The sequence below is a fragment of the Pantoea sp. B623 genome (assembly GCF_024814475.1).
Classification (GTDB): domain Bacteria; phylum Pseudomonadota; class Gammaproteobacteria; order Enterobacterales; family Enterobacteriaceae; genus Pantoea; species Pantoea ananatis.
Genome location: NZ_JANUXM010000004.1, coordinates 723,684 through 743,525, shown reverse-complemented (window position 1 = coordinate 743,525; position 19,842 = coordinate 723,684). Strand labels below are relative to the sequence as shown.

The following is a 19,842-nucleotide window of genomic DNA, read 5'->3' as shown; positions in this document are numbered from 1 at the left end:
TGTTTGCGTGGATATAACAGCAGGAAGGGCGTCAGATAAAACCGGAGTGTAAATATATGTCAGTGCGGCGCCGCGTAAAACCGGGCCGCCGCACCCTATTTACTGAAAGCGTGACAGCCTGAACGGTGTGAGATCAAAACTGAAAGGCTGATTCTGAGCAAACTGACTGGCAAGCTCGCCTAAAACGCTGGCAAATTTGAAACCGTGTCCGCTTAAGCCCGTTATCACCAGACGGTCAGGATCGCCCGGCACGGTATCGATAATAAAGTCTTCATCGGGGCTGACATCATAACTGCAGGCTTCCCCGTGCAAACACACGCCAACGCCGGGTAAAAACTGGCGCAAAAAGCGGAATGTTTCGCTGCCATCGGCGGCCAGGCTACCGAAGGGTTTACGATCTTCGGGTTGGGTCATCAACTGGCCCCCATCATGGCGGCCTAACTTCAGGGCGTTGTTATCGGCAGGGAAACCATAATACTGGCTGCCATCGGCCATTTCGCAGGTGAATCCGGGAAAGGCATTGTTTTCACTGTAACGACCATCAGCCTGATACCAGGCAAAGACCTTACGCGTTGGTGCCACCGGCAAATCCGGCACCAGTTTGCTGACCCATGTCCCGGCGCTCACCAGCATTTTTCGCCCACGGTAAATGCCGTCAATCGTGGTGACCTGCTGTAAATCGCCTTCACGACTGATTTGCGTGACGGGGCAGTTAAACAGCTGCGCACAGCCCTGTTTTTCCGCCAGCTGAATCCAGCTCCGTACCGCCTGTTCACTTTTTAAAAAACCGGACTGTGGCTCAAATACGCCCAGGTACTCATCGGGGACGTTAAACTGCGGCCAGCGTTTTCTGACCTCCGCGGCCTGTAATATCTCGACGGGAAGCTGCCAGGCTTTTGCGCTGTTGATGACGTTTTGAATAAACACGGAGTGAGCAGGGGCGATATTCAGGACGCCGCACCGGTGCATAATGCGCTCGCCAGCCTGCTGCTCAAGCGCATCCCATAACGTCTGCGCACGCAATACCAGCGGCACATAGCGCTCGCCTTCTCCGTAAGCATGACGAATCAGGCGGCTTTCGCCGTGGTGGGCGCCCTGAGTATGAGGCGGATGGGCGCTGTCAATCATCAGTACGGAGAGGCCGGCCTGCGTGGCGTAATAGCCTGCTGCTGCGCCGACTGAGCCGCTCCCGACCACAATAAGATCGTAAATCATGAAAATGGAACTCCTGAAAGGGTTACATAATCAACAGCATACCAGAAAGCCCAATAAAAAAGGCACCCTGAAGGGTGCCTTGCTGATGCAGCAGTATTAATGCTTCTTTAGTAGTCGTTCTACTTGCTCGGCAGATTCTATCTTGGCGATACCGGCTTCAAGAATGGAGATGAACTGCTTTGCTACATCAGTCGTCAGCCAGTAAGTCGGGCCAACGTCTGCGTCTTCTTCTGTTTGATCTTGCGACGAAAGGGAGTGCAGGCGGATCATCATCGCATCATAGCTGTCAACAGTACTGATATCCCAGCCCACCAGTGGATGGGTCTGAATTACATCTTTGCGACTGTCCATTATAACCTCCTTATTACTCGTTAAACGAAGTGCATGATGAGGTTCAATGCGGCTTTTTTATTTCCACTGCGAAACAATTATAACAGCAATATAGCGATTTACTGATTAAAACGTATCACGGAACGCCTGAAAGCAGAATGTTTGTCTCTAAAACGGTAAAGCTGAGAAGATATAATACCAGAATGACAGGTAGGTAATCGTCCTATTTAAACAGTAAAAGTTGTTCATCACTGGCGTTAACCGCACGTCAGATTAGGGCGGTCTCCGCGCCGGTTGTCCCACTGCGCTTCTGTAACGTTTCGGCCAGGCGCGCAAACTGCTGCTGCAGTTGCTCATCATGGTTTTGATTCTGGGCTTCAAGAGAAAGATTATGCACCAGTAACTGACTGGCCCGGTCATCAAGACAGAAAATCAGGCTGGAGAACGCATTTTCCAGCACCGTTAAACGACGCTGCTGTTCACCAATCAGCGTTAACAACTCGCCAAAGGTCATCGCTTCTTCGGGTTTATCTGTAGTCATGGGATGCAACTCCTTTTATGCATGATCAGCGCCAGCATAGGACATTGATCATTCAGAGTCCAGATGGGGAGAGGGGTTAGGCAGACTTTAAATGAAGATAAAAAAACCGGGTGGCGAAACCCGGCAAAAAACAGCACAGTGGCGGTTAATCGGTAATGAACCAGTCGTCAGCGCTTTCCCACGTTTGTTGCAGGATTTCGCTGATTTGTTCACGCGTCTCTTTATCTCCGCCCATCACGCTTAGCTGGTTAGCCGTGGCGTAACGCACTTTGACGTGATTGGTGAATTGCGGGAATTGTTCATCGATACGGCGCGACAGTTCCTGGCTCAGGGCTTCTATCGCACCAGCGGGTAGAGGTTGGGTCTTGGCAACGGTAATTTCAACACGCATAAAAGCCTCCGTATAAGATACTGTATATAACTACAGTATAAATATGCCGGAGGCAAGTGAAATTATTTTACACGCCAGTTCAGCGTTTCACCGGCCAGGAAAGGCACCAGCTGATGTGAGCCCATTTCAATTGTTTCTGCGACTGTCCAGGGCTCACGCACCAGCGTGATGGTGCCTTCGTTCAGCGGCAGACCATAGAAGCGGGGACCGTTCTCGGAACAGAACGCTTCAAAATGCGCCAGCGCACCGATCTCCTCAAACACCGTGGCATAAGCGGGCAGGGAGGTAGGAGCATTAAATACGCCGGCACAGCCGCAGCTGCTCTCTTTCAGATGGCTCAGGTGAGGGGCGGTGTCGGTACCCAGGAAGAAACGTGGATGACCGCTGGCCACCACCTTGCGCAACGCCTGCTGATGCGTATTGCGCTTCAGAATGGGCAGACAGTAAAGGTGCGGACGAATTCCGCCCACCAGCATATGGTTACGGTTAAACATCAGGTGCTGGGGGGTAAGGGTAGCGGCCAGGTTTTCATTGGCGCTTTCCACATAGTCTGCGGCATCTTTGGTCGTAATATGCTCCATCACGACTTTCAGCGCAGGGAATTGCTTACGCAGCGGTTCCATCACCGTTTCAATAAAGCGGGCTTCACGGTCAAAGATATCAATATGTGAATCAGTCACCTCGCCATGCACTAACAGCGGCATGCCCAGCGTTTGCATCCGCTCCAGCACCGACGCGATTGACGCAATGTTGGTCACGCCGTGGCTGGAGTTGGTTGTCGCATGGGCAGGATAGAGCTTGGCCGCAGTGAACAAGCCGGAGTGGTAACCGCGCGCCAGTTCTTCGGCGTCTAACGAGTCGGTCAGGTAGCAGGTCATCAGCGGGGTAAAGTCATGACCGTCAGGCAACGCGGCCAGAATGCGGTCGCGATAGGCTTCGCCCGCCGCGACGCTGACCACCGGCGGAACCAGGTTGGGCATCACGATAGCCCGACCGTTCACCGCGCTGGTGTAGGGCAGCACCGTTTTAAGCATCTCGTCATCACGAAGATGGATATGCCAGTCATCTGGGCGGCGGATAGTAAGTTGCTGAGGTTGTGCGGTCATTAATACGGCTCCGGCATGAAGGATAAACGAATGGCGTGTTTAGGCCGGGTTATAAGCATAAGGACTCAGGCAACCGTTTGCACCTGTTTTTGCATCTGATAAGCAATCCGCGCCGAAAGGCGCGGATCAGGCAGGCGATAAATTTGTCGGAACGCGCTAATCGGTGAACGGGATCACCAGCTCGCCTGGCTTCACTTCCAACCCTTTAGCAAATTTCTTCGCCAGCGATTCAGCTTTACTGCGATCGGCACTCAGCACATAGGCAGGCTGCTGGTCAAAATAGCTTTTCAGCGATTGATTCAGGTAGGGCGTCAGCGTTTTCATGATGGACGCCATCTTGTCTGGCTGAACCTGTGCATCCACAATTTCCATATCGCGCAGATAAATCGCACCCTGCTGTTTGTCGAACACCGGTTGCGCACGCATCTTCAACTGCATATCGGCCTGTTGTGGACCAAACAGCGAAGACACGTTGATTTTCGCATTACCTGATAACGTTACTTTACCCGGCTCTTCGCGACCAATCTGACTGGTCAGGTTATTCAGGACAATATGGGCATTCACCAGCCCTGAGACGCCAACGTCTTTTTCGAAATTATTGTGTTTTAGCAGCGCCTGATTGACCTCCTGCTCGCTGATGGTGTACTGGGTTAACTGATTACAGCCGCTCAGCAATACCGCGAAAAACAGGGCAATCAGCCCGTGAAAAGCCTTCTTCATAATTCCCTCGTTTAAATGAAAAAGTAGATCAGGGCATAGCCTGCCCTAATGCGTGCAGTCTGTCATCAGGAATGGGCTGAGTTAGAGTAACCGAACGTGCCTTTCGCTGCAGGGCTGGCCGCCCTTCGCCGGCGATCACCGGGTCAGCCAGGCCCCGTCCGGCAGGTCAGGCATCGTGATCAGTGACGGCTAACCCACCCATGCCAGCAAGGGCAACTGTTCACGTGCAGGACAGGGGACGCGACGCATCTTTTGTGTCGCGCAGACTGCAGTGAAACAGTTAAGAGCGGTTTCACTGTCAGCGCACAGGAGCATAAACGGTCAGCCCGTCTGTGATTGCGCGCGTAACGTTTTACCGCAGACCTGGCGACGGTTATAGTGAACGTTATCAAAGACTGGCATTTCCTTCCCGCCATGGATTTCAGGAGAGATGATGTTTGGCTATCGTTCTGCCGCGCTGAGGGTGAGACTCACGACCGAGCGGCTGGTGGTAAGACTGGTTCACGAACGCGATGCGTGGCGGTTAGCGGATTACTATGCGGAAAATCGCGATTTTCTCAGGCCGTGGGAACCGGTTCGCGATGACAGCCATTGTTATCCCTCTGGCTGGCAGGCGCGGCTCGGCCTGATTGCGGATATGCATAAACAGGGATCGGCTTTCTACTTTGTGTTGATGGACAGCAACGAAACCGAGGTACGCGGCGTGGCTAACTTCAGCAATGTCCTGCGCGGGGCCTTTCATGCCTGTTACCTTGGGTATTCCCTCGGCGAAAAATGGCAGGGGCAGGGCATGATGTTTGAGGCGCTGCAGTCGGCGATTCGTTATATGCAGCGGCAACAGTATATTCATCGCATCATGGCTAACTATATGCCGCACAACCAGCGTAGTGGCGATCTGCTGGCGCGCCTCGGGTTTGAAAAAGAGGGATATGCTAAAAATTATTTAATGATTAATGGCGAGTGGCAGGATCATGTCCTGACGGCGTTGACCTGCAAAGAATGGACGCCCAACCGTCGTGGATAACCCGAGGAGTAGTAAATGAAGATAGCCTTGTCGGTACAGGCTCTGCGCGTGTTAGGTTGCCTGCTGGAAAAACAGGTGACCACGCCGGAACAGTACCCGCTTTCGTTGAACGCGGTGGTTAACGCCTGCAATCAGAAGTCAAATCGCGAGCCGGTGATGGAACTGAGCGAAAGCGATGTCCAGAATGAGCTCGACCAGCTGGTTAAAAAACACCTGGTGACGGCGAACAGTGGCTTCGGCCAGCGGGTCGTTAAATATGAGCAGCGCTTCTGCAATTCGGCATTTGGACATCTGCAGCTCAGCAGTGCAGAAGTAGCCGTTCTGACGCTTCTGTTCCTGCGCGGCGCGCAGACGCCGGGTGAACTGCGCACGCGAAGCGGACGCCTGCACGAGTTTGCCGACGTGGCTGAAGTCGAACAGACCCTGGAAGGGCTGGCGTCACGCGATGACGGCCCGATGGTTGTACGCCTGGCCCGTGAGCCCGGCAAGCGTGAAAGCCGCTTTATGCACTTGTTGGCCGGCGAGGTAGCGCCCGCACCGACGCAGGTTGACGCAGTCACACATGATGTCGCCCTGCTGGAACGCGTCGTCGCGCTGGAGCAGCAGGTGGCAGACTTACAGGCGCAGCTGGCGCTGCTACAGGAAAGAGAACACTAAATGACGATTCGTATTGGTGTGGTCGGCTTAGGCGGCATCGCGCAAAAGGCCTGGCTGCCCGTATTATCGCAGGCGCGTGCCTGGCAGTTAGTGGGTGCATTTTCGCCGAACCAGGCGAACGCGCAGGTCGTGTGCGAACGTTACCGGATCCCCTGTTTCAGCACGCTGAATGCCCTGGCGGCCGTCTGTGATGCCGTGTTTGTTCATACCAGTACGGCCAGTCATTACGAGGTCGTGCATGCACTGCTGCAGGCGGGAAAAGACGTCTGTGTCGATAAGCCGCTGGCAGAAACCCTGAGTCAGGCCGAGGCGCTTGTTACGCTGGCCGAAAAGAAACAGCGCCAAGTGATGGTGGCCTTTAATCGCCGTTTTGCGCCCGCCTATCAGCAGCTCAAAGACGAGATGGCATCGGTTGCTTCGCTGCGTGTTGAGAAACACCGCAGCGACAGCGTGGGTCCACAGGATCTGCGCTTCACGTTACTGGATGATTATCTCCATGTTGTCGACACCGCCTTGTGGCTGGCCGGGGGACGTTCGCTTCCGCGTCAGGGGCACATCTCGACCAATGAGCAGGGACAGATGCTGTATGCGGAGCACCATTTCAATGCCGGACAGTTGCAGGTCACGACCAGCATGCATCGTCGGGCAGGAAGCCAGCGCGAACGCGTCAGCGCCATAGGCGATGGCCAATGCATTGATATTCATGACATGCGCGACGGGCAAGTGGAGCGAGGGGCGGGGGTGGTGATCACGCCTTCTCCCTCCTGGCAGAGCCATCTGGCCCAGCGCGGATTCGTCGGGGCCGCAGAGCATTTTGTCCAGTGTGTCGAAAATCAGACAAAGCCGGAGACCAGTGGCGAGCAGGCCCTGCTGGCGCAACGCGTGGTCGAATCAATGTGGCGCGATGCCGAACGGGAATAACGCCTTGTAACACTCAGCACTGGTCATTTCGCGCGATGGCAGTAGACTATCGGCCGAGATGTGACATAACCCGTGCTAAGCCACGCATTTTGCCGATTTTTTTCAGGATGCCCCGTCAATTATGAATTTGTTGAAATCGCTGGCAGCGGTCAGTTCCATGACGCTGTTTTCCCGCGTGCTGGGCTTCGCCCGTGATGCCATTGTGGCGCGCGTATTCGGGGCCGGTATGGCTACCGATGCCTTCTTTGTTGCCTTTAAACTGCCGAATCTGCTGCGACGCATTTTTGCGGAAGGCGCATTCTCGCAGGCTTTTGTGCCTATTTTAGCCGAGTACAAGAGCAAGCAGGGAGAAGAGGCGACGCGGTTATTTGTTGCCTACGTATCGGGGCTGCTGACGCTGGCATTGGCTGTTGTGACGGTTGCGGGAATGGTTGCCGCGCCCTGGGTCATTCTGGTCACTGCGCCGGGATTCGCGGATACGGCGGATAAATTCGCCCTGACCAGCGCGCTGCTGCGCGTCACCTTTCCCTATATTCTGTTGATCTCCCTTGCCTCCCTGGCCGGGGCAATACTTAACACCTGGAACCGTTTTTCCGTACCGGCTTTTGCGCCCACGCTGCTGAACGTCAGCATGATTGGTTTTGCCCTGTTTGCGGCGCCGCATTTCCATCCGCCAGTGATGGCGCTGGCGTGGGCCGTCGTCGTGGGTGGACTGCTGCAGTTAGGCTATCAGTTACCGCATCTCAAGAAACTCGGCATGCTGGTACTGCCGCGTCTTAACCTGCGTGATGCAGGTGTGTGGCGCGTCATGCGTCAGATGGGGCCCGCCATCCTGGGCGTCTCCGTCAGTCAAATCTCGCTGATTATCAACACTATTTTTGCCTCTTTCCTGGTATCGGGCTCTGTCTCCTGGATGTACTATGCCGATCGTCTGATGGAGTTTCCTTCCGGCGTGTTGGGCGTGGCGCTGGGCACCATCTTGTTGCCGTCGCTGGCCAAAAGCTTCTCCAGCGGCAATCACGATGAGTATTCACGCTTAATGGACTGGGGCCTGCGTTTGTGCTTTTTGCTGGCGTTACCCAGCGCGGTAGCCTTGGGAATGTTATCCGGTCCCCTGACTGTCGCGCTGTTCCAGTATGGCAAATTCACCGCGTTCGATGCCGCCATGACCCAGCGCGCGCTTGTTGCCTATTCGGTCGGGCTGATGGGGCTGATTGTCGTGAAAGTCCTGGCACCGGGATTTTATTCGCGCCAGGACATTAAAACCCCGGTCAAAATTGCCATTATCACGCTGATCGTGACTCAGCTCATGAACCTGGCCTTTATCGGCCCCCTTAAGCATGCTGGCCTCGCGCTCTCGATTGGTCTGGGGGCCTGCCTCAATGCTGCACTGCTTTACTGGCAGTTGCGCAAAAAGGCGATCTTCCAGCCGCAGCCGGGCTGGCTGGGTTTCCTGCTGCGCTTACTGTTGGCCGTCGCGATAATGGCAGCCGCGCTGTTTGGCATGCTGTACTGGATGCCCGTCTGGGAACAAGGGAATATGCTCTGGCGCCTGCTGCGACTCGCATTAGTCTGTGCGGTAGGCGGGGGAGCCTACTTCCTGGCCCTGGGGCTGATGGGTTTTCGCCTGCGGGATTACGCACGGCGCACAACCGTCTGAATATAAACCTGCGCTGAACCTCATTCGGCGCGTCACCTGTAAGCAAGGCCGCAACGGCGCACGTTGCGGCCTTTTTGTTGTTTAACCCAAGGCGACAGTGAACGTCATAAGCTGCCGCGTGAATATCGCGCTCAGCCTGATATTCACGTTGAACGTCTTTGTGACAGTAAGATGTTTTTTCCTAAAAAATCGTTAAAAAAACAGGTCTGTTGACGTGATATTTAGCTTTATTAAAAACATCACGTGAGAATGATGACATGTTGTAAGGAATTGATTCTGAGGTCAATTTCATCGTAAAAACTGCCCTTTTCCTGCCGATGACTATAAACAGTTCATCACATAAGGAGAGGACGAAAATGCATATCACAGCCAATGACAACGTCAAGCTGAGTCTCTGGCATAACCTTAAGCTTGTTCCTTTATTCAGCCTGGTATTTGGCTGCATCTTACTGTTATTCGTCTCTGGCATAGGCCTTTCGGCCTGGTTTCTTGCGCAGAGCAAACACTCGCTGGATGATTCGACTGACGAGATTGCGGTTCGCCAGGGGCTGCTCGACAGTTCGACACATATGCGTTCGGCGCGGCTGCAAATTATTCAGGCGGGTGCCGCCGCGCGCATTGCGGACACGGATAACTATAAAGCGCATTTACTTGCAACAGATGTCAGCCTGAAGAAGGCAGAGAAAGGGCTTAACATTTATCTGCATCGCGCCGTCAAATCGCCCGAAGGCGCGGATATTGATACACAGCTTCAGGCACGTTTCAGCGATTATCTTCGTAAAGGTTTGCTGCCGATGATTGACGCGGCGAAACAGGGAAGCTTTGAAGAAATCATCGCCGATGAAACGGAAGCCGACAGACTCGATAAAGCTTATAAAGATGTGTTGATGAAAGCGATTGATATGCGCAATCAGCGGTCGCAGGCGATAAAACAGGATGCGGTGGATCAGGTGAATACGGGCTATGTCACGATGCTGGCGGCTTTTGTGGCATCGGTGACGATCGTACTCCTGGCTTTTGTTCTGTTAAAAAAGGTCATTATCACCCCGTTACGGCAATCCCTCTCGCGTATCGACCTGATTGCACATGGTGACTTGACGCTACCGCCTGACGTTTGTGGCCGAAACGAGCCAGGCCTGCTGCTCTCGCGTCTTCAACTGATGCAGTCCTCGCTGTCGAGTACGGTTGGAACCGTGCGCGATGGTGCCATTGCCATTCTTCAGAGTGCGGGAGAAATTTCTTCCGGGAATACCGATCTCTCGTCAAGAACAGAACAACAGGCGGCGTCACTGGAACAGACAGCGGCAAGCATGGAGCAACTGACTGCCACGGTGAAACAGAACGCTGACAATGCTCACCATGCCTGTCAGCTGGCCTCTGACGCTTCTGACAAAGCCCATACGGGCGGGAACATCGTTAATCGCGTGGTGAAAACCATGGACGATATCTCCGGTAGTTCGAAAAAGATTGCCGAGATCACCAGCGTCATCAACAGCATTGCCTTCCAGACCAACATTCTTGCGCTAAATGCGGCGGTGGAAGCCGCGCGGGCAGGAGAACAGGGCCGCGGATTCGCCGTGGTTGCCAGCGAAGTGCGCAGTCTGGCGCAGCGAAGCGCGCAGGCGGCCAAAGAGATCGAAGGGCTCATTTCTGCTTCGGTCGGGCTCATCAACGGCGGCACCACGCTTGTCAGCAATGCGGGTAGCACCATGATGGAAACGGTAGAAGCTTTCCGTCGGGTAAATGACATCATTTCGGAGATCGCGGCGGCTTCCGATGAGCAGAGCCGGGGCATTCAGCAGGTCAGCCTGGCCGTTACCGAGATGGATGATGTGACACAGCAGAACGCGTCGTTGGTTGAGCAGGCCTCGGCTGCAGCCGCCTCGCTTGAAGAGCAGGCTGACAAACTGACCCAGGCCGTTTCGGTTTTCAAACTTGAAAGCCCGCCTTTGAAACATGCGAACGCCACTCTCCCTGCGACCCTGAAAGCGGCTGTGGCGCCCGTCATTCCGTCTGAACGTGGACATGAAAACTGGGAGGCATTTTAAGCCGGGAAAGGATTAAGGCGCGCGTTTTACCTGTCTGGTGAACGCGCGTCCGGCGGCACTCTGCACAGCGTCGTACAGCACTAACTGAGACGTTCAACCGTAGGCCTTTGGGCGAACAGGCTGAATCGCCTGCCTTGTGGAGAATATCGCGGGATGCGCCTGGCGTACCCGTGAGTGCATTGCGTCATTCCGTCAGGCGCGAAGCAGAGAGAAGAAGGGTTACGCAGGGCGCAGAGGAGGGGAAATTTCGGCGAGCGGATACAAAAAAAGCCATCTTCTCAGCGAGATGACGGCTTTTTTACGCCTGCCCGGGTCACGCCTGCATCAGATTCGCTGAGGCAGCCCGCGATACCGGGAGGGAGGAAAACAGGTCAGACTTTACGACTTAATGTTGCCTGGCCCTGTCCTTTACCATCCGGACCATAAAACGCCTGCGTCTGATGCGGCTTCAAAATGTCTAACGCGTCATGGGTAAAGGTAATTTGATGCTGCAACAGAATACCATTGTGCGTATTTGCGTTATGTAACCGACGCGTATGCTGCTGAATACCTTCCCAGCGGCGCGCCATGTCACTTTGACCACGATAAGGTGCAGATGTACCCAGACTTTTCTCGTTGCTGCGACGCATCTCGTCTAAATAATTCAACGTACTCAGCAGCGCGCTCTTGTCTTCCGTAATACGCTGCAGGTTGTTGCTGTTGATCATTCCAGACGACAGCTGCTGTTGCTCTTCATCCAGAACGATGGCCAGAGACACCAGCACTTCCTGCATCTTATCTAACGTGGTCAGCAAATTACTCATGGGGATTATTTACCCTCTAAATACGCCTTAGTGTCGGCAATCAGCGCATCAGCGATTTTGCCGGTATCCATCTTCAACTCGCCATTGCGAATGGCGGTTTTTAATTGTTCTACGCGCTGGACGTTAATGTCCTGGCTGCCGGGCTGCATCAGCTGTGCTTGTGCGCTGCTCAGGCTGACCTGAGCGGCCGCAGGCGTTGTAGCAGTCGTGGTGCTGCTCTGACGCACGCGGGTAGTTTGTTGCTCGCTGCTGTCACGTGTTTGCACAGTGCTGGCGGGCTTTGTCGGTTGTGTTCTGTCGATGCTCATATTCGGGCTCCTGTAAAGTCAGGGGAGTCTGCCACCTGAATCATAATAGCGTAATCGCTTAGCTGATTCTTCTATCGGCAGATAAACAGGCTTCTTTAATGTTTTATAGTGTTATAAGAATTTTCCCATCATCGCTCACCCGGCCACTTACAACCTGGCCATTTCCCATACGCACCCGAACCCACTGTGAAATCGTACCGTTGTTTAACGCTTTGCCTTCGCCGCTGGCGTCAAATCCGTCTCCGCTGGCCACCACCATCACGTCCTGACCCGCTTTGACGCGCCACGGTTGGCGCAGCATGGACTGACTCACGGGTTGTCCCGGCTGGATGTCACGCAGGACCACCGAATCCGCTACGGACTCATCGGTGAACAGTGTGCGCGGGGGCAGATTATCAAGACGTCCGTTTTCAATACGGAAATCCTCTTTACTGACGGTGCTGCCACGGGCAATTAATTTTGTTGCGACCAGATAGTCACCGGTTACCTGAACCTGGACCTGAATATAACGACGGTTCTCACCACAGTTAGCCGCCACGCTCATGTTGCCCCAGGCCCGGCTGTTGCCCGGCAGGGTAAACTGCGGGGCCTCACATTCTGGCCACTGGGCCTGCGGCGTACGAATCACCACATTCATTCCGGCCGCGTGCTGGGGATCGCGTGCCTTAAAAAACTGGCTCAGTTGGGCGCTGAAATCGCCTGCCATTACGGGTAGGGCAATCAGGGCCAGCAGGCTTGCTAACAGGGCTGAATATCCACGCATGTGCTTTTCCTCACTGATGATGCCAACGAGTGTACGCGCATAAAAAAAAACTCAAGAGCAAAAATAGCGACGATTTGAGGCGTTATTCAGACGATGACTCTTGCTTTTTCCCGATTAAGCTGCCAGCTCGAAATTCTCATTTGCGGAGGAAGCATGCTCGACAAACTCGATGCGGCGCTACATTTCGGTACCGAAGCCCTTAACCTGCGAGCTCAACGTCAGGAGATTCTGGCATCAAACATTGCCAACGCCGACACCCCGGGCTATCAGGCCAGGGATATCGACTTTGCCAGCGAGCTGAATCGGGCAATGGCGAATGGACGTGCTGAAGGCAGTAGCCTGGCGCTAAAAGTCACGTCGGCGCGCCACATTGAAGCGCAGACGAATTCGGCACCGTCAATGGACTTGCTGTATCGCATTCCGGATCAGCCATCAGCCGACGGTAACACCGTGGATATGGACCGTGAACGTACGCAGTTTGCGGATAACAGCCTGAAATATCAAACCGACCTCACGCTTATCAGTAGCCAGATCAAGGGCATGATGAGCGTGTTACAAGGGCAATAATTATGGCCTTGCTTAATATTTTTGACATTGCCGGTTCAGCGATGACCGCGCAATCACAGCGATTAAACGTCAGCGCCAGTAACCTGGCAAACGCCGACAGCGTAACCGGTCCGGACGGACAGCCTTACGTGGCAAAACAGGTCGTTTTTCAGACCGATGCCGCCGCTGGCGCCGCAACGGGTGGCGTGAAAGTGGCGCAGGTGGTGGACGATCCGACCCCGGCAAAACTGGTGTATGACCCAGGTAATCCCATGGCCGATGCCAAAGGGTACGTGAAGATGCCTAACGTGGACGTGGTAGCCGAAACGGTTAACACCATGTCGGCGTCACGCAGCTACCAGGCTAACGTCGAGGTGCTGAATACCGTGAAGTCGATGATGATGAAAACGCTGACGATGGGTCAGTAACGGAGAAAAATAATGGCTATTTCGGTAGGCGTTAACGAGAAGCTGGACCCCACGGTACTGAGTTCATCCAGCACCGGCACGGGGAACAGCTCTCAGGACCTGCAAAACCAGTTCCTGACCATGCTGGTCACGCAGCTGCAAAACCAGGATCCGACCAATCCGATGGATAACAGCCAGCTGACAACGCAGCTGGCACAGATCAACACCCTGAGCGGCATTGAAAAACTCAATACCACGCTGGGATCCATTTCCGGCCAGATCAGTACCAGCCAGTCTCTGCAGAGCTCCACGCTGATTGGGCATGGCGTGATGGTGAATGGCTCTCAGATTCTGGTCGGCAAAGGCACCACGACGCCATTCGGCGTTGAGCTGACCAACGCGGCCACTACCGCCACGGCGACGATTAGCGACGCGCAAGGCAACGTGGTGAGCACTCAGGATCTGGGCGCACTGAGCGCCGGCGTCCATACGTTCTCGTGGGACGGCAAATTACCGGATGGCAGCGTGGCGCCAGACGGGAAATACAAGGTTGCGATTGCTGCCAGTAACAGCAGCGGTCAACAGGTGGCTCAGCCACTTAATTATGCCTACGTCAATGGCGTAAGCACGGCGGGTAATACCGCAAAACTGGATCTCGGCACCATGGGCTCCGCCACCCTTGACGACGTACGTCAGATTCTCTGATTCACCTGTAGACAGGAGAGGTTTAAATGTCATTTTCACAAGCGGTCAGCGGTCTCGGCGCTGCCTCAAGTAACCTGGACGTTATCGGTAACAACATCGCTAACTCCGCCACAGCGGGCTTCAAATCCAGTACCATCGCGTTTGCCGATATGTTTGCCGGCTCTAACGTGGGTTTGGGTACAAAAGTTGCGGCCGTTATCCAGAACTTCAACGATGGCTCTACCACCACCACCAGCCGTGGGCTGGATGTTGCGCTGAGCGGCAACGGTTTTTTCCGTCTGACCAACTCGGCGGGTGCGGTTTCCTATTCCCGTAACGGCCAGTTTACGCTGGATCAGAACCGTAACCTGGTGAATACCCAGGGTCTGAATGTAACCGGCTATCCGGCGTCAGGCGTGCCACCCACAATCCAGAGCGGTGCGAACCCGGTTGCGATTAAAATCCCTACCACGCAAATGCCGGCGAATGCCACCACCACGGCGAATCAGGTTGCGAAGCTGAACTCCACGTCTGCAGCACTGGATGACACCAAGTTCTCGGCGACTGACCCAACGACCTACAGTGCCAAAAACACCATTACCATGTACGACACTCAGGGTAACTCGCACTCGCTTGACCTGTACTTCGTTAAAACCGCAGACAACACCTGGAAAATTCACGGCATTGACTCCACTGCGGGCTCAAACGTGGGTAATTACCAGATGAGCTACAATGCCAACGGTCAGCTGACGGGCGTTTCTTCACTGGATGCGACCGGCAACGTCGTCGCGGGCTCAACCACGGCCAGCACCGCTACCGTGACCATTCCTGGTGTGAATGGCGCAAACGGTACCACCGTCGCCTTGAACTTTGTGGGCAGCCTGCAGCAAAACACTGGTGCCACCACGTTTGGTAACGCCACACAAAACGGCTACGCGCCTGGCGACCTGACCAGCTACGCCATCAACAATGACGGTACCATCACCGGCAGTTACTCCAACCAACGCACTCAGCTGCTGGGACAGATCGTACTGGCCAGCTTCTCTAACCCGGAAGGTCTGAAATCTCAGGGCGACAACGTCTGGGCAGAAACGAATGCGTCTGGACAGGCCGCTGTTGGCCTGGCGAACACCGGAACATTTGGTTCACTGACCGCAGGTGCGCTGGAGTCTTCGAACGTCGATATGAGTAAAGAGCTGGTCAACATGATCGTCGCGCAACGCAACTATCAGGCGAACGCGCAGACCATCAAAACGCAGGACCAGATCCTTAACACCCTGGTCAACTTACGTTAATTCGCTAACGGGATTGCTCTATGGATCACGCGATATATACCGCGATGGGCGCGGCCAGTCAGACACTGGATCAGCAGGCGGTTACCGCCAGCAACCTCGCCAACGCCTCAACGCCCGGTTTCCGGGCGCAGTTGAACGCGTTGCGTGCTGTACCGGTTAACGGCTGGTCACTGCCCACGCGCACGCTGGTAACGGCATCCACGCCGGGTGCCGATATGAGTCAGGGTGCAATGGATTACACCGAACGTCCGCTGGACGTGGCGATGCAGCAGGATGGCTGGCTTGCAGTGCGTACTGCAGACGGCAGCGAAGCCTATACCCGCAACGGCAACATGCAAATCCGTTCGGACGGCACGCTGACGGTGCAGGGCAATCCCGTCATGGGCGAGGGCGGCCCGATTGTGATCCCACAAGGTTCAGAGATCACGATTGCGGCTGACGGTTCGATTACCGGACTGAACGCTGGCGACTCACCCAATGCCACCGTGCAACTGGGTCGTCTGAAGCTGGTTCAGGCAACAGGTAAAGAGTTACAGCGCGGTGACGATGGCATGTTCCGTCCGACCGCCGCGACGCAGGCGACTCGCGGTGCCGCACTGCAGGCCGATCCGACCATGCAGGTAATGCCCGGCGTTCTGGAAGGCAGTAACGTCAAACCGGTTGAGACCATGGTCGATATGATCGCCAATGCCCGACGTTTTGAGATGCAGATGAAAGTCATTTCAAACGTCAACGAAAACGAACAAAAAGCCAATCAGTTGCTGAGCATCGGCAGCTAAGGCACGAGGATAAATACATGATTCGTTCTTTATGGATCGCGAAAACCGGTCTTGATGCCCAGCAGATGAACATGGACGTTATCGCCAACAACCTGGCAAACGTCAGTACCAATGGCTTTAAACGTTCACGTGCGGTATTTGAAGACCTGATGTACCAGACGATGCGTCAGCCGGGTACCCAGTCATCTGAGCAAACCACGCTGCCGTCAGGTTTGCAAATTGGTACCGGTGTACGTCCGGTGACGACCGAACGTCTGCATACCCAGGGCAACCTGTCGCAGACCAATAACTCAAAAGATATCGCCATTAACGGACAGGGTTTTTTCCAAATCCAGATGCCAGATGGTACGTCTGCTTACACCCGTGATGGTTCGTTTCAGGTCGATCAGAATGGTCAGTTAGTGACCAACTCCGGTTTCCCGGTTCAGCCTGGCATCACGATTCCCGCTAACGCCACCAGCATTACCGTGTCGCGCGATGGTGTGGTGAGCGTTACCCAGCAGGGGCAGACACAGGCCGCCCAGGTTGGTCAGTTAACGCTGAGCACCTTTATGAACAATGCCGGTCTCGATAGCGTGGGTGAAAACCTCTACAAAGAAACCCAGGCATCCGGTGCCCCGACTGACAGTACGCCGGGCCAGAACGGTGCAGGTTTGCTGTATCAGGGCTATGCCGAAACCTCCAACGTTAACGTTGCGGAAGAGCTGGTCACCATGATCCAGACGCAGCGCGCGTATGAAATTAACAGCAAAGCGATCAGCACCTCCGATCAAATGCTGGCGAAGTTAACTCAGCTGTAATACGAACAGGGCCGGCGCAGGCTGGCCTGAAGAACAGTCATTTATAAGGTCGTGACTCCGTGGCGATGCAACATATTCTCAAGCCTGGACATTGGTTAGTAGCAAGCTTGCTACTCACTCTTAACGGTTGTGCACTGGTACCGCGCACGCCGTTGGTGCAAGGGGCGACCACGGCTCAGCCGTTGCCATCTGCACCACCGGTGGTGAACGGTTCAATTTTTCAGGGCGTCGCGCCGCTTAACTACGGTTATCAGCCGCTGTTTGAGGATCGTCGTCCACGTAATATCGGCGATACGCTGACCATCACCTTGCAGGAAAACGTCAGCGCCAGCAAAAGTTCAACCTCGAATGCCAGCCGTAACGGCAGCGGCAGTCTGGGCATCACGGCCGTTCCTACCGGTTTAGCCGGTTTAGCCGGCGCATCGGGCGAGAAAGCCAACTTTGCGGCGGGTGGCAAAAATGATTTCGCAGGTAAAGGCGGGGCTTCTGCCAATAACACCTTTACCGGCACCATCACCGTCACGGTGGATCAGGTTCTGTCGAATGGCAACCTGCACGTGGTCGGGGAAAAACAGATTGAGATCAACCAGGGCACCGAGTTTATTCGCTTCTCGGGCGTGGTTAACCCACGCACCATCAGCGCCAGCAACGCGGTGTTATCAACGGCCGTCGCCGATGCACGTATTGAGTACGTCGGAAATGGTTATATCAATGAAGCGCAGAATATGGGCTGGTTGCAGCGCTTCTTCCTGAATATCTCGCCGTTCTAAGAGGTTGCAATGAAAAAGTTAGCATTATGGCGTGTCGGTCTGGGGTTACTGTTAGGCGTAAGCCTGATGGCCCGTGCCGATCTGATTCGCGATTTAACCACCGTCCAGGGCGTGCGTGATAACCAACTGCTGGGCTACGGACTGGTGGTTGGCCTTGACGGTACCGGTGACCAGACCACCCAGACGCCTTTTACCACGCAGACCGTGAGTAACATGCTGTCTCAGCTGGGCATTACCGTCCCGCCTGGCACCAACATGCAGCTCAAAAACGTGGCGGCGGTTATGGTGACGGCAAAACTGCCTTCGTTTGCCCGCCAGGGACAGACGCTGGACGTGGTTGTCTCGTCCATGGGTAATGCGAAAAGTCTGCGCGGCGGTACGCTGTTAATGACGCCGATGAAAGGTGTCGATAACCAGGTCTATGCGCTGGCTCAGGGCAACATCCTGGTCGGTGGCGCGGGTGCCGCAGCAGGCGGCAGCAGCGTGCAGGTCAACCAGCTTAACGGGGGACGTATTACCGATGGTGCCACGGTTGAACGTGAGCTGCAGAGCAACTTTGGCTCGCAGAACACCATCAACCTGCAGCTCAACACCGAAGATTTCTCTATGGCGCAGCGTATTGCGGATGCCATCAACGCCCGTGGCGGATACGGTTCTGCTCAGCCGCTGGATGCGCGCACTGTGCAGGTCCGCGTATCGCCGAATAACGGTGCACAGGTTCGCTTACTGGCTGAGATACAGAATATCGATGTGTCTGTCCCTGTAGAAGATGCCAAAGTGATCATCAACTCACGTACCGGCTCTGTCGTCATGAACCGTGAAGTGAAACTGAATACCTGTGCCGTCGCGCAGGGCAACCTGTCAGTCACGGTCAATCAGCAGCAAAACGTGAGCCAGCCTAATACGCCACTGGCGGGTGGACAAACCGTGGCCACCACCAATACGCAGATCGATCTGCGTCAGAGCGGCGGCGCTCTCCAACGGGTTAACTCCAGCGCCAACCTGAACAGTGTCGTGCGCGCGCTCAATGCCCTGGGTGCATCGCCTATCGAACTGATGTCTATTTTGCAGTCAATGCAAAGCGCGGGTTGCCTGCGCGCTAAACTGGAAATTATCTGATGAACGATGCGCAATCGCTGATGAATGCGGCTTTCGACAGCCGCTCACTGAATGACCTTAAACGCCAGGTGACTGTTGATCCGAAAGGAAAAGCGCTACAGGTGGCACAGCAGGTCGAAGGGATGTTTGTTCAGATGATGCTGAAGAGTATGCGCGAGGCGCTACCGCAGGACGGCATACTCAGCAATGAACAGACCAAACTTTTCACGTCAATGTACGATCAGCAGATTGCGCAGGATATTGGTAAACGTGGCCTGGGCCTGGCGGATATTATCGTTAAACAGATGGAACCCGCCAAAGCACCGGACGAAACCGCCGGAACCGTTCCGATGAAGCTGGATAACAGCTTTATCATGAGCAGCATAGGGGCAACGCCGCTGGAGCAGATGGTGCGTAAAGCGATGCCGCGCCTGCCCGCGCCATCTCCGACCGGTCTGCCCAGCGACAGCCGCGATTTTATTGCGCAACTGACGCAGCCTGCTCAGGCTGCCAGCCAGCAAAGCGGTATTCCTCACCACCTGATTCTGGCGCAGGCCGCGCTGGAGTCCGGCTGGGGGCAGCGTCAAATCCTGACCCGTGACGGCAAGCCGAGCTACAACGTCTTCGGCATTAAAGCCAGCGGCAACTGGAAGGGCGAAACAACCGATATCATGACCACCGAATACGAGCATGGCGAAGCGAAAAAAGTGCGCGCGACATTCCGGGTCTATGGCTCCTATTTCGAAGCGTTAAACGACTACGTCAAACTGATTTCGAATAATCCGCGTTATGCGGCCGTGGCCAATGCGCAAAGTGCCGAGCAGGGCGCGCAGGCATTACAGGCCGCGGGTTATGCGACCGATCCGAAATACGCACAAAAACTGGTAGGAATGATCCAGCAATTCAAGAGCATGGGCGAAAAAGTCGTTAAAGCCTATAGCCAGGATTTAAGTACGCTGTTCTGATTATTCCGCCT

General features: G+C 54.8%; 23 protein-coding genes. 14 read left to right on the top strand and 9 right to left on the bottom strand.

Going from position 1 to position 19,842, the window contains the following annotated elements; genetic code table 11:
• Window positions 1-99 precede the first annotated feature (99 nt).
• The 6 genes from solA to NXS97_RS05340 form a co-directional block, all read right to left on the bottom strand.
• Window positions 100-1,215 carry an N-methyl-L-tryptophan oxidase gene (solA, locus tag NXS97_RS05365; RefSeq protein WP_013025333.1) on the bottom strand — a complete coding sequence of 372 codons (1,116 nt, stop codon included), beginning with the start codon at window positions 1,213-1,215 and terminating at the stop codon, window positions 100-102.
• Window positions 1,216-1,311: 96 nt separating this feature from the next.
• Window positions 1,312-1,566, bottom strand: coding sequence for a biofilm formation regulator BssS (gene bssS, locus NXS97_RS05360; protein WP_013025334.1), 255 nt, complete (start codon window positions 1,564-1,566; stop codon window positions 1,312-1,314).
• A gap of 247 nt (window positions 1,567-1,813) precedes the next feature.
• Window positions 1,814-2,086 (bottom strand): hypothetical protein, encoded by a 273-nt coding sequence (locus NXS97_RS05355; RefSeq protein ID WP_014606143.1) that lies wholly within the window; start codon window positions 2,084-2,086, stop codon window positions 1,814-1,816.
• Window positions 2,087-2,231: 145 nt separating this feature from the next.
• Window positions 2,232-2,477 carry a DNA damage-inducible protein I gene (gene dinI / locus NXS97_RS05350; protein WP_013025336.1) on the bottom strand — a complete coding sequence of 82 codons (246 nt, stop codon included), beginning with the start codon at window positions 2,475-2,477 and terminating at the stop codon, window positions 2,232-2,234.
• A 62-nt stretch (window positions 2,478-2,539) separates the two neighbouring features.
• Complete coding sequence (pyrC, locus tag NXS97_RS05345; RefSeq protein WP_013025337.1) at window positions 2,540-3,583, bottom strand: dihydroorotase; 1,044 nt, start codon at window positions 3,581-3,583, stop codon at window positions 2,540-2,542.
• Between the two features lie 156 nt (window positions 3,584-3,739).
• A complete protein-coding gene (locus tag NXS97_RS05340) occupies window positions 3,740-4,303 on the bottom strand; it encodes a lipoprotein (RefSeq protein WP_116219640.1) in 564 nt (187 codons plus the stop codon).
• Between the two features lie 433 nt (window positions 4,304-4,736).
• Between NXS97_RS05340 and rimJ the strand changes: the two genes are divergently transcribed.
• The 5 genes from rimJ (at window position 4,737) to NXS97_RS05315 (ending at window position 10,613) form a co-directional block, all read left to right on the top strand.
• Entirely contained in the window at window positions 4,737-5,327 is a 591-nt protein-coding gene (rimJ, locus tag NXS97_RS05335) for a ribosomal protein S5-alanine N-acetyltransferase (protein WP_014606141.1), read from the top strand.
• Between the two features lie 15 nt (window positions 5,328-5,342).
• Window positions 5,343-5,984, top strand: coding sequence for a DUF480 domain-containing protein (locus tag NXS97_RS05330; protein ID WP_014593412.1), 642 nt, complete (start codon window positions 5,343-5,345; stop codon window positions 5,982-5,984).
• Complete coding sequence (locus NXS97_RS05325; protein WP_259231767.1) at window positions 5,985-6,905, top strand: Gfo/Idh/MocA family protein; 921 nt, start codon at window positions 5,985-5,987, stop codon at window positions 6,903-6,905.
• 121 nt (window positions 6,906-7,026) lie between these two features.
• Window positions 7,027-8,565: a murein biosynthesis integral membrane protein MurJ gene (murJ, locus tag NXS97_RS05320; protein ID WP_014593415.1), complete on the top strand. Its 1,539-nt coding sequence runs from the start codon at window positions 7,027-7,029 to the stop codon at window positions 8,563-8,565.
• A 356-nt stretch (window positions 8,566-8,921) separates the two neighbouring features.
• On the top strand, window positions 8,922-10,613 hold the full coding sequence (locus NXS97_RS05315) for a methyl-accepting chemotaxis protein (protein WP_181901412.1): 1,692 nt from the start codon (window positions 8,922-8,924) through the stop codon (window positions 10,611-10,613).
• Between the two features lie 371 nt (window positions 10,614-10,984).
• On the opposite strand, the gene NXS97_RS05310 is transcribed toward NXS97_RS05315, so the two are convergent.
• The 3 genes from NXS97_RS05310 to flgA form a co-directional block, all read right to left on the bottom strand.
• Window positions 10,985-11,416 (bottom strand): flagella synthesis protein FlgN, encoded by a 432-nt coding sequence (locus tag NXS97_RS05310; RefSeq protein ID WP_013025344.1) that lies wholly within the window; start codon window positions 11,414-11,416, stop codon window positions 10,985-10,987.
• A gap of 5 nt (window positions 11,417-11,421) precedes the next feature.
• Window positions 11,422-11,724, bottom strand: a complete 303-nt coding sequence (gene flgM / locus NXS97_RS05305) for a flagellar biosynthesis anti-sigma factor FlgM (protein WP_013025345.1) — start codon at window positions 11,722-11,724, stop codon at window positions 11,422-11,424.
• Window positions 11,725-11,827: 103 nt separating this feature from the next.
• The gene (gene flgA, locus NXS97_RS05300; protein ID WP_013025346.1) at window positions 11,828-12,487 is read right to left on the bottom strand and encodes a flagellar basal body P-ring formation chaperone FlgA; all 660 of its coding nucleotides are present in this window, start codon (window positions 12,485-12,487) and stop codon (window positions 11,828-11,830) included.
• 153 nt (window positions 12,488-12,640) lie between these two features.
• Between flgA and flgB the strand changes: the two genes are divergently transcribed.
• The 9 genes from flgB (at window position 12,641) to flgJ (ending at window position 19,831) form a co-directional block, all read left to right on the top strand.
• Entirely contained in the window at window positions 12,641-13,054 is a 414-nt protein-coding gene (gene flgB, locus NXS97_RS05295) for a flagellar basal body rod protein FlgB (protein ID WP_015700561.1), read from the top strand.
• A 2-nt stretch (window positions 13,055-13,056) separates the two neighbouring features.
• Complete coding sequence (gene flgC, locus NXS97_RS05290) at window positions 13,057-13,461, top strand: flagellar basal body rod protein FlgC (protein WP_013025348.1); 405 nt, start codon at window positions 13,057-13,059, stop codon at window positions 13,459-13,461.
• A 12-nt stretch (window positions 13,462-13,473) separates the two neighbouring features.
• Window positions 13,474-14,145: a flagellar hook assembly protein FlgD gene (flgD, locus tag NXS97_RS05285; protein WP_013025349.1), complete on the top strand. Its 672-nt coding sequence runs from the start codon at window positions 13,474-13,476 to the stop codon at window positions 14,143-14,145.
• Between the two features lie 26 nt (window positions 14,146-14,171).
• Window positions 14,172-15,419 carry a flagellar hook protein FlgE gene (flgE, locus tag NXS97_RS05280; protein ID WP_013025350.1) on the top strand — a complete coding sequence of 416 codons (1,248 nt, stop codon included), beginning with the start codon at window positions 14,172-14,174 and terminating at the stop codon, window positions 15,417-15,419.
• 20 nt (window positions 15,420-15,439) lie between these two features.
• Entirely contained in the window at window positions 15,440-16,198 is a 759-nt protein-coding gene (locus NXS97_RS05275) for a flagellar basal body rod protein FlgF (RefSeq protein ID WP_013025351.1), read from the top strand.
• A 17-nt stretch (window positions 16,199-16,215) separates the two neighbouring features.
• A complete protein-coding gene (gene flgG / locus NXS97_RS05270; protein ID WP_013025352.1) occupies window positions 16,216-16,998 on the top strand; it encodes a flagellar basal-body rod protein FlgG in 783 nt (260 codons plus the stop codon).
• Between the two features lie 65 nt (window positions 16,999-17,063).
• Window positions 17,064-17,768, top strand: coding sequence for a flagellar basal body L-ring protein FlgH (locus NXS97_RS05265; protein WP_014593420.1), 705 nt, complete (start codon window positions 17,064-17,066; stop codon window positions 17,766-17,768).
• 9 nt (window positions 17,769-17,777) lie between these two features.
• On the top strand, window positions 17,778-18,887 hold the full coding sequence (locus NXS97_RS05260; RefSeq protein WP_014593421.1) for a flagellar basal body P-ring protein FlgI: 1,110 nt from the start codon (window positions 17,778-17,780) through the stop codon (window positions 18,885-18,887).
• A complete protein-coding gene (flgJ, locus tag NXS97_RS05255; RefSeq protein ID WP_013025355.1) occupies window positions 18,887-19,831 on the top strand; it encodes a flagellar assembly peptidoglycan hydrolase FlgJ in 945 nt (314 codons plus the stop codon). Before NXS97_RS05260 ends, flgJ begins: the two co-directional genes overlap by 1 nt.
• The last annotated feature ends 11 nt before the right edge of the window (window positions 19,832-19,842 follow it).

Excerpts from the sequence above, each read along its gene's own strand:
- flgC (WP_013025348.1), top strand. The coding sequence starts at position 13,057 with ATGGCCTTGCTTAATATTTTTGACATTGCCGGTTCAGCGATGACCGCG.
- flgJ (WP_013025355.1), top strand. The coding sequence starts at position 18,887 with ATGAACGATGCGCAATCGCTGATGAATGCGGCTTTCGACAGCCGCTCA.
- NXS97_RS05260 (WP_014593421.1), top strand. The coding sequence starts at position 17,778 with ATGAAAAAGTTAGCATTATGGCGTGTCGGTCTGGGGTTACTGTTAGGC.
- dinI (WP_013025336.1), bottom strand. The coding sequence starts at position 2,477 with ATGCGTGTTGAAATTACCGTTGCCAAGACCCAACCTCTACCCGCTGGT.
- NXS97_RS05265 (WP_014593420.1), top strand. The coding sequence starts at position 17,064 with ATGCAACATATTCTCAAGCCTGGACATTGGTTAGTAGCAAGCTTGCTA.
- NXS97_RS05330 (WP_014593412.1), top strand. The coding sequence starts at position 5,343 with ATGAAGATAGCCTTGTCGGTACAGGCTCTGCGCGTGTTAGGTTGCCTG.
- NXS97_RS05325 (WP_259231767.1), top strand. The coding sequence starts at position 5,985 with ATGACGATTCGTATTGGTGTGGTCGGCTTAGGCGGCATCGCGCAAAAG.
- bssS (WP_013025334.1), bottom strand. The coding sequence starts at position 1,566 with ATGGACAGTCGCAAAGATGTAATTCAGACCCATCCACTGGTGGGCTGG.
- NXS97_RS05315 (WP_181901412.1), top strand. The coding sequence starts at position 8,922 with ATGCATATCACAGCCAATGACAACGTCAAGCTGAGTCTCTGGCATAAC.
- pyrC (WP_013025337.1), bottom strand. The coding sequence starts at position 3,583 with ATGACCGCACAACCTCAGCAACTTACTATCCGCCGCCCAGATGACTGG.
- flgA (WP_013025346.1), bottom strand. The coding sequence starts at position 12,487 with ATGCGTGGATATTCAGCCCTGTTAGCAAGCCTGCTGGCCCTGATTGCC.
- rimJ (WP_014606141.1), top strand. The coding sequence starts at position 4,737 with ATGTTTGGCTATCGTTCTGCCGCGCTGAGGGTGAGACTCACGACCGAG.
- NXS97_RS05275 (WP_013025351.1), top strand. The coding sequence starts at position 15,440 with ATGGATCACGCGATATATACCGCGATGGGCGCGGCCAGTCAGACACTG.
- flgD (WP_013025349.1), top strand. The coding sequence starts at position 13,474 with ATGGCTATTTCGGTAGGCGTTAACGAGAAGCTGGACCCCACGGTACTG.
- flgB (WP_015700561.1), top strand. The coding sequence starts at position 12,641 with ATGCTCGACAAACTCGATGCGGCGCTACATTTCGGTACCGAAGCCCTT.
- flgG (WP_013025352.1), top strand. The coding sequence starts at position 16,216 with ATGATTCGTTCTTTATGGATCGCGAAAACCGGTCTTGATGCCCAGCAG.
- NXS97_RS05355 (WP_014606143.1), bottom strand. The coding sequence starts at position 2,086 with ATGACTACAGATAAACCCGAAGAAGCGATGACCTTTGGCGAGTTGTTA.
- flgE (WP_013025350.1), top strand. The coding sequence starts at position 14,172 with ATGTCATTTTCACAAGCGGTCAGCGGTCTCGGCGCTGCCTCAAGTAAC.
- NXS97_RS05310 (WP_013025344.1), bottom strand. The coding sequence starts at position 11,416 with ATGAGTAATTTGCTGACCACGTTAGATAAGATGCAGGAAGTGCTGGTG.
- NXS97_RS05340 (WP_116219640.1), bottom strand. The coding sequence starts at position 4,303 with ATGAAGAAGGCTTTTCACGGGCTGATTGCCCTGTTTTTCGCGGTATTG.
- flgM (WP_013025345.1), bottom strand. The coding sequence starts at position 11,724 with ATGAGCATCGACAGAACACAACCGACAAAGCCCGCCAGCACTGTGCAA.
- solA (WP_013025333.1), bottom strand. The coding sequence starts at position 1,215 with ATGATTTACGATCTTATTGTGGTCGGGAGCGGCTCAGTCGGCGCAGCA.
- murJ (WP_014593415.1), top strand. The coding sequence starts at position 7,027 with ATGAATTTGTTGAAATCGCTGGCAGCGGTCAGTTCCATGACGCTGTTT.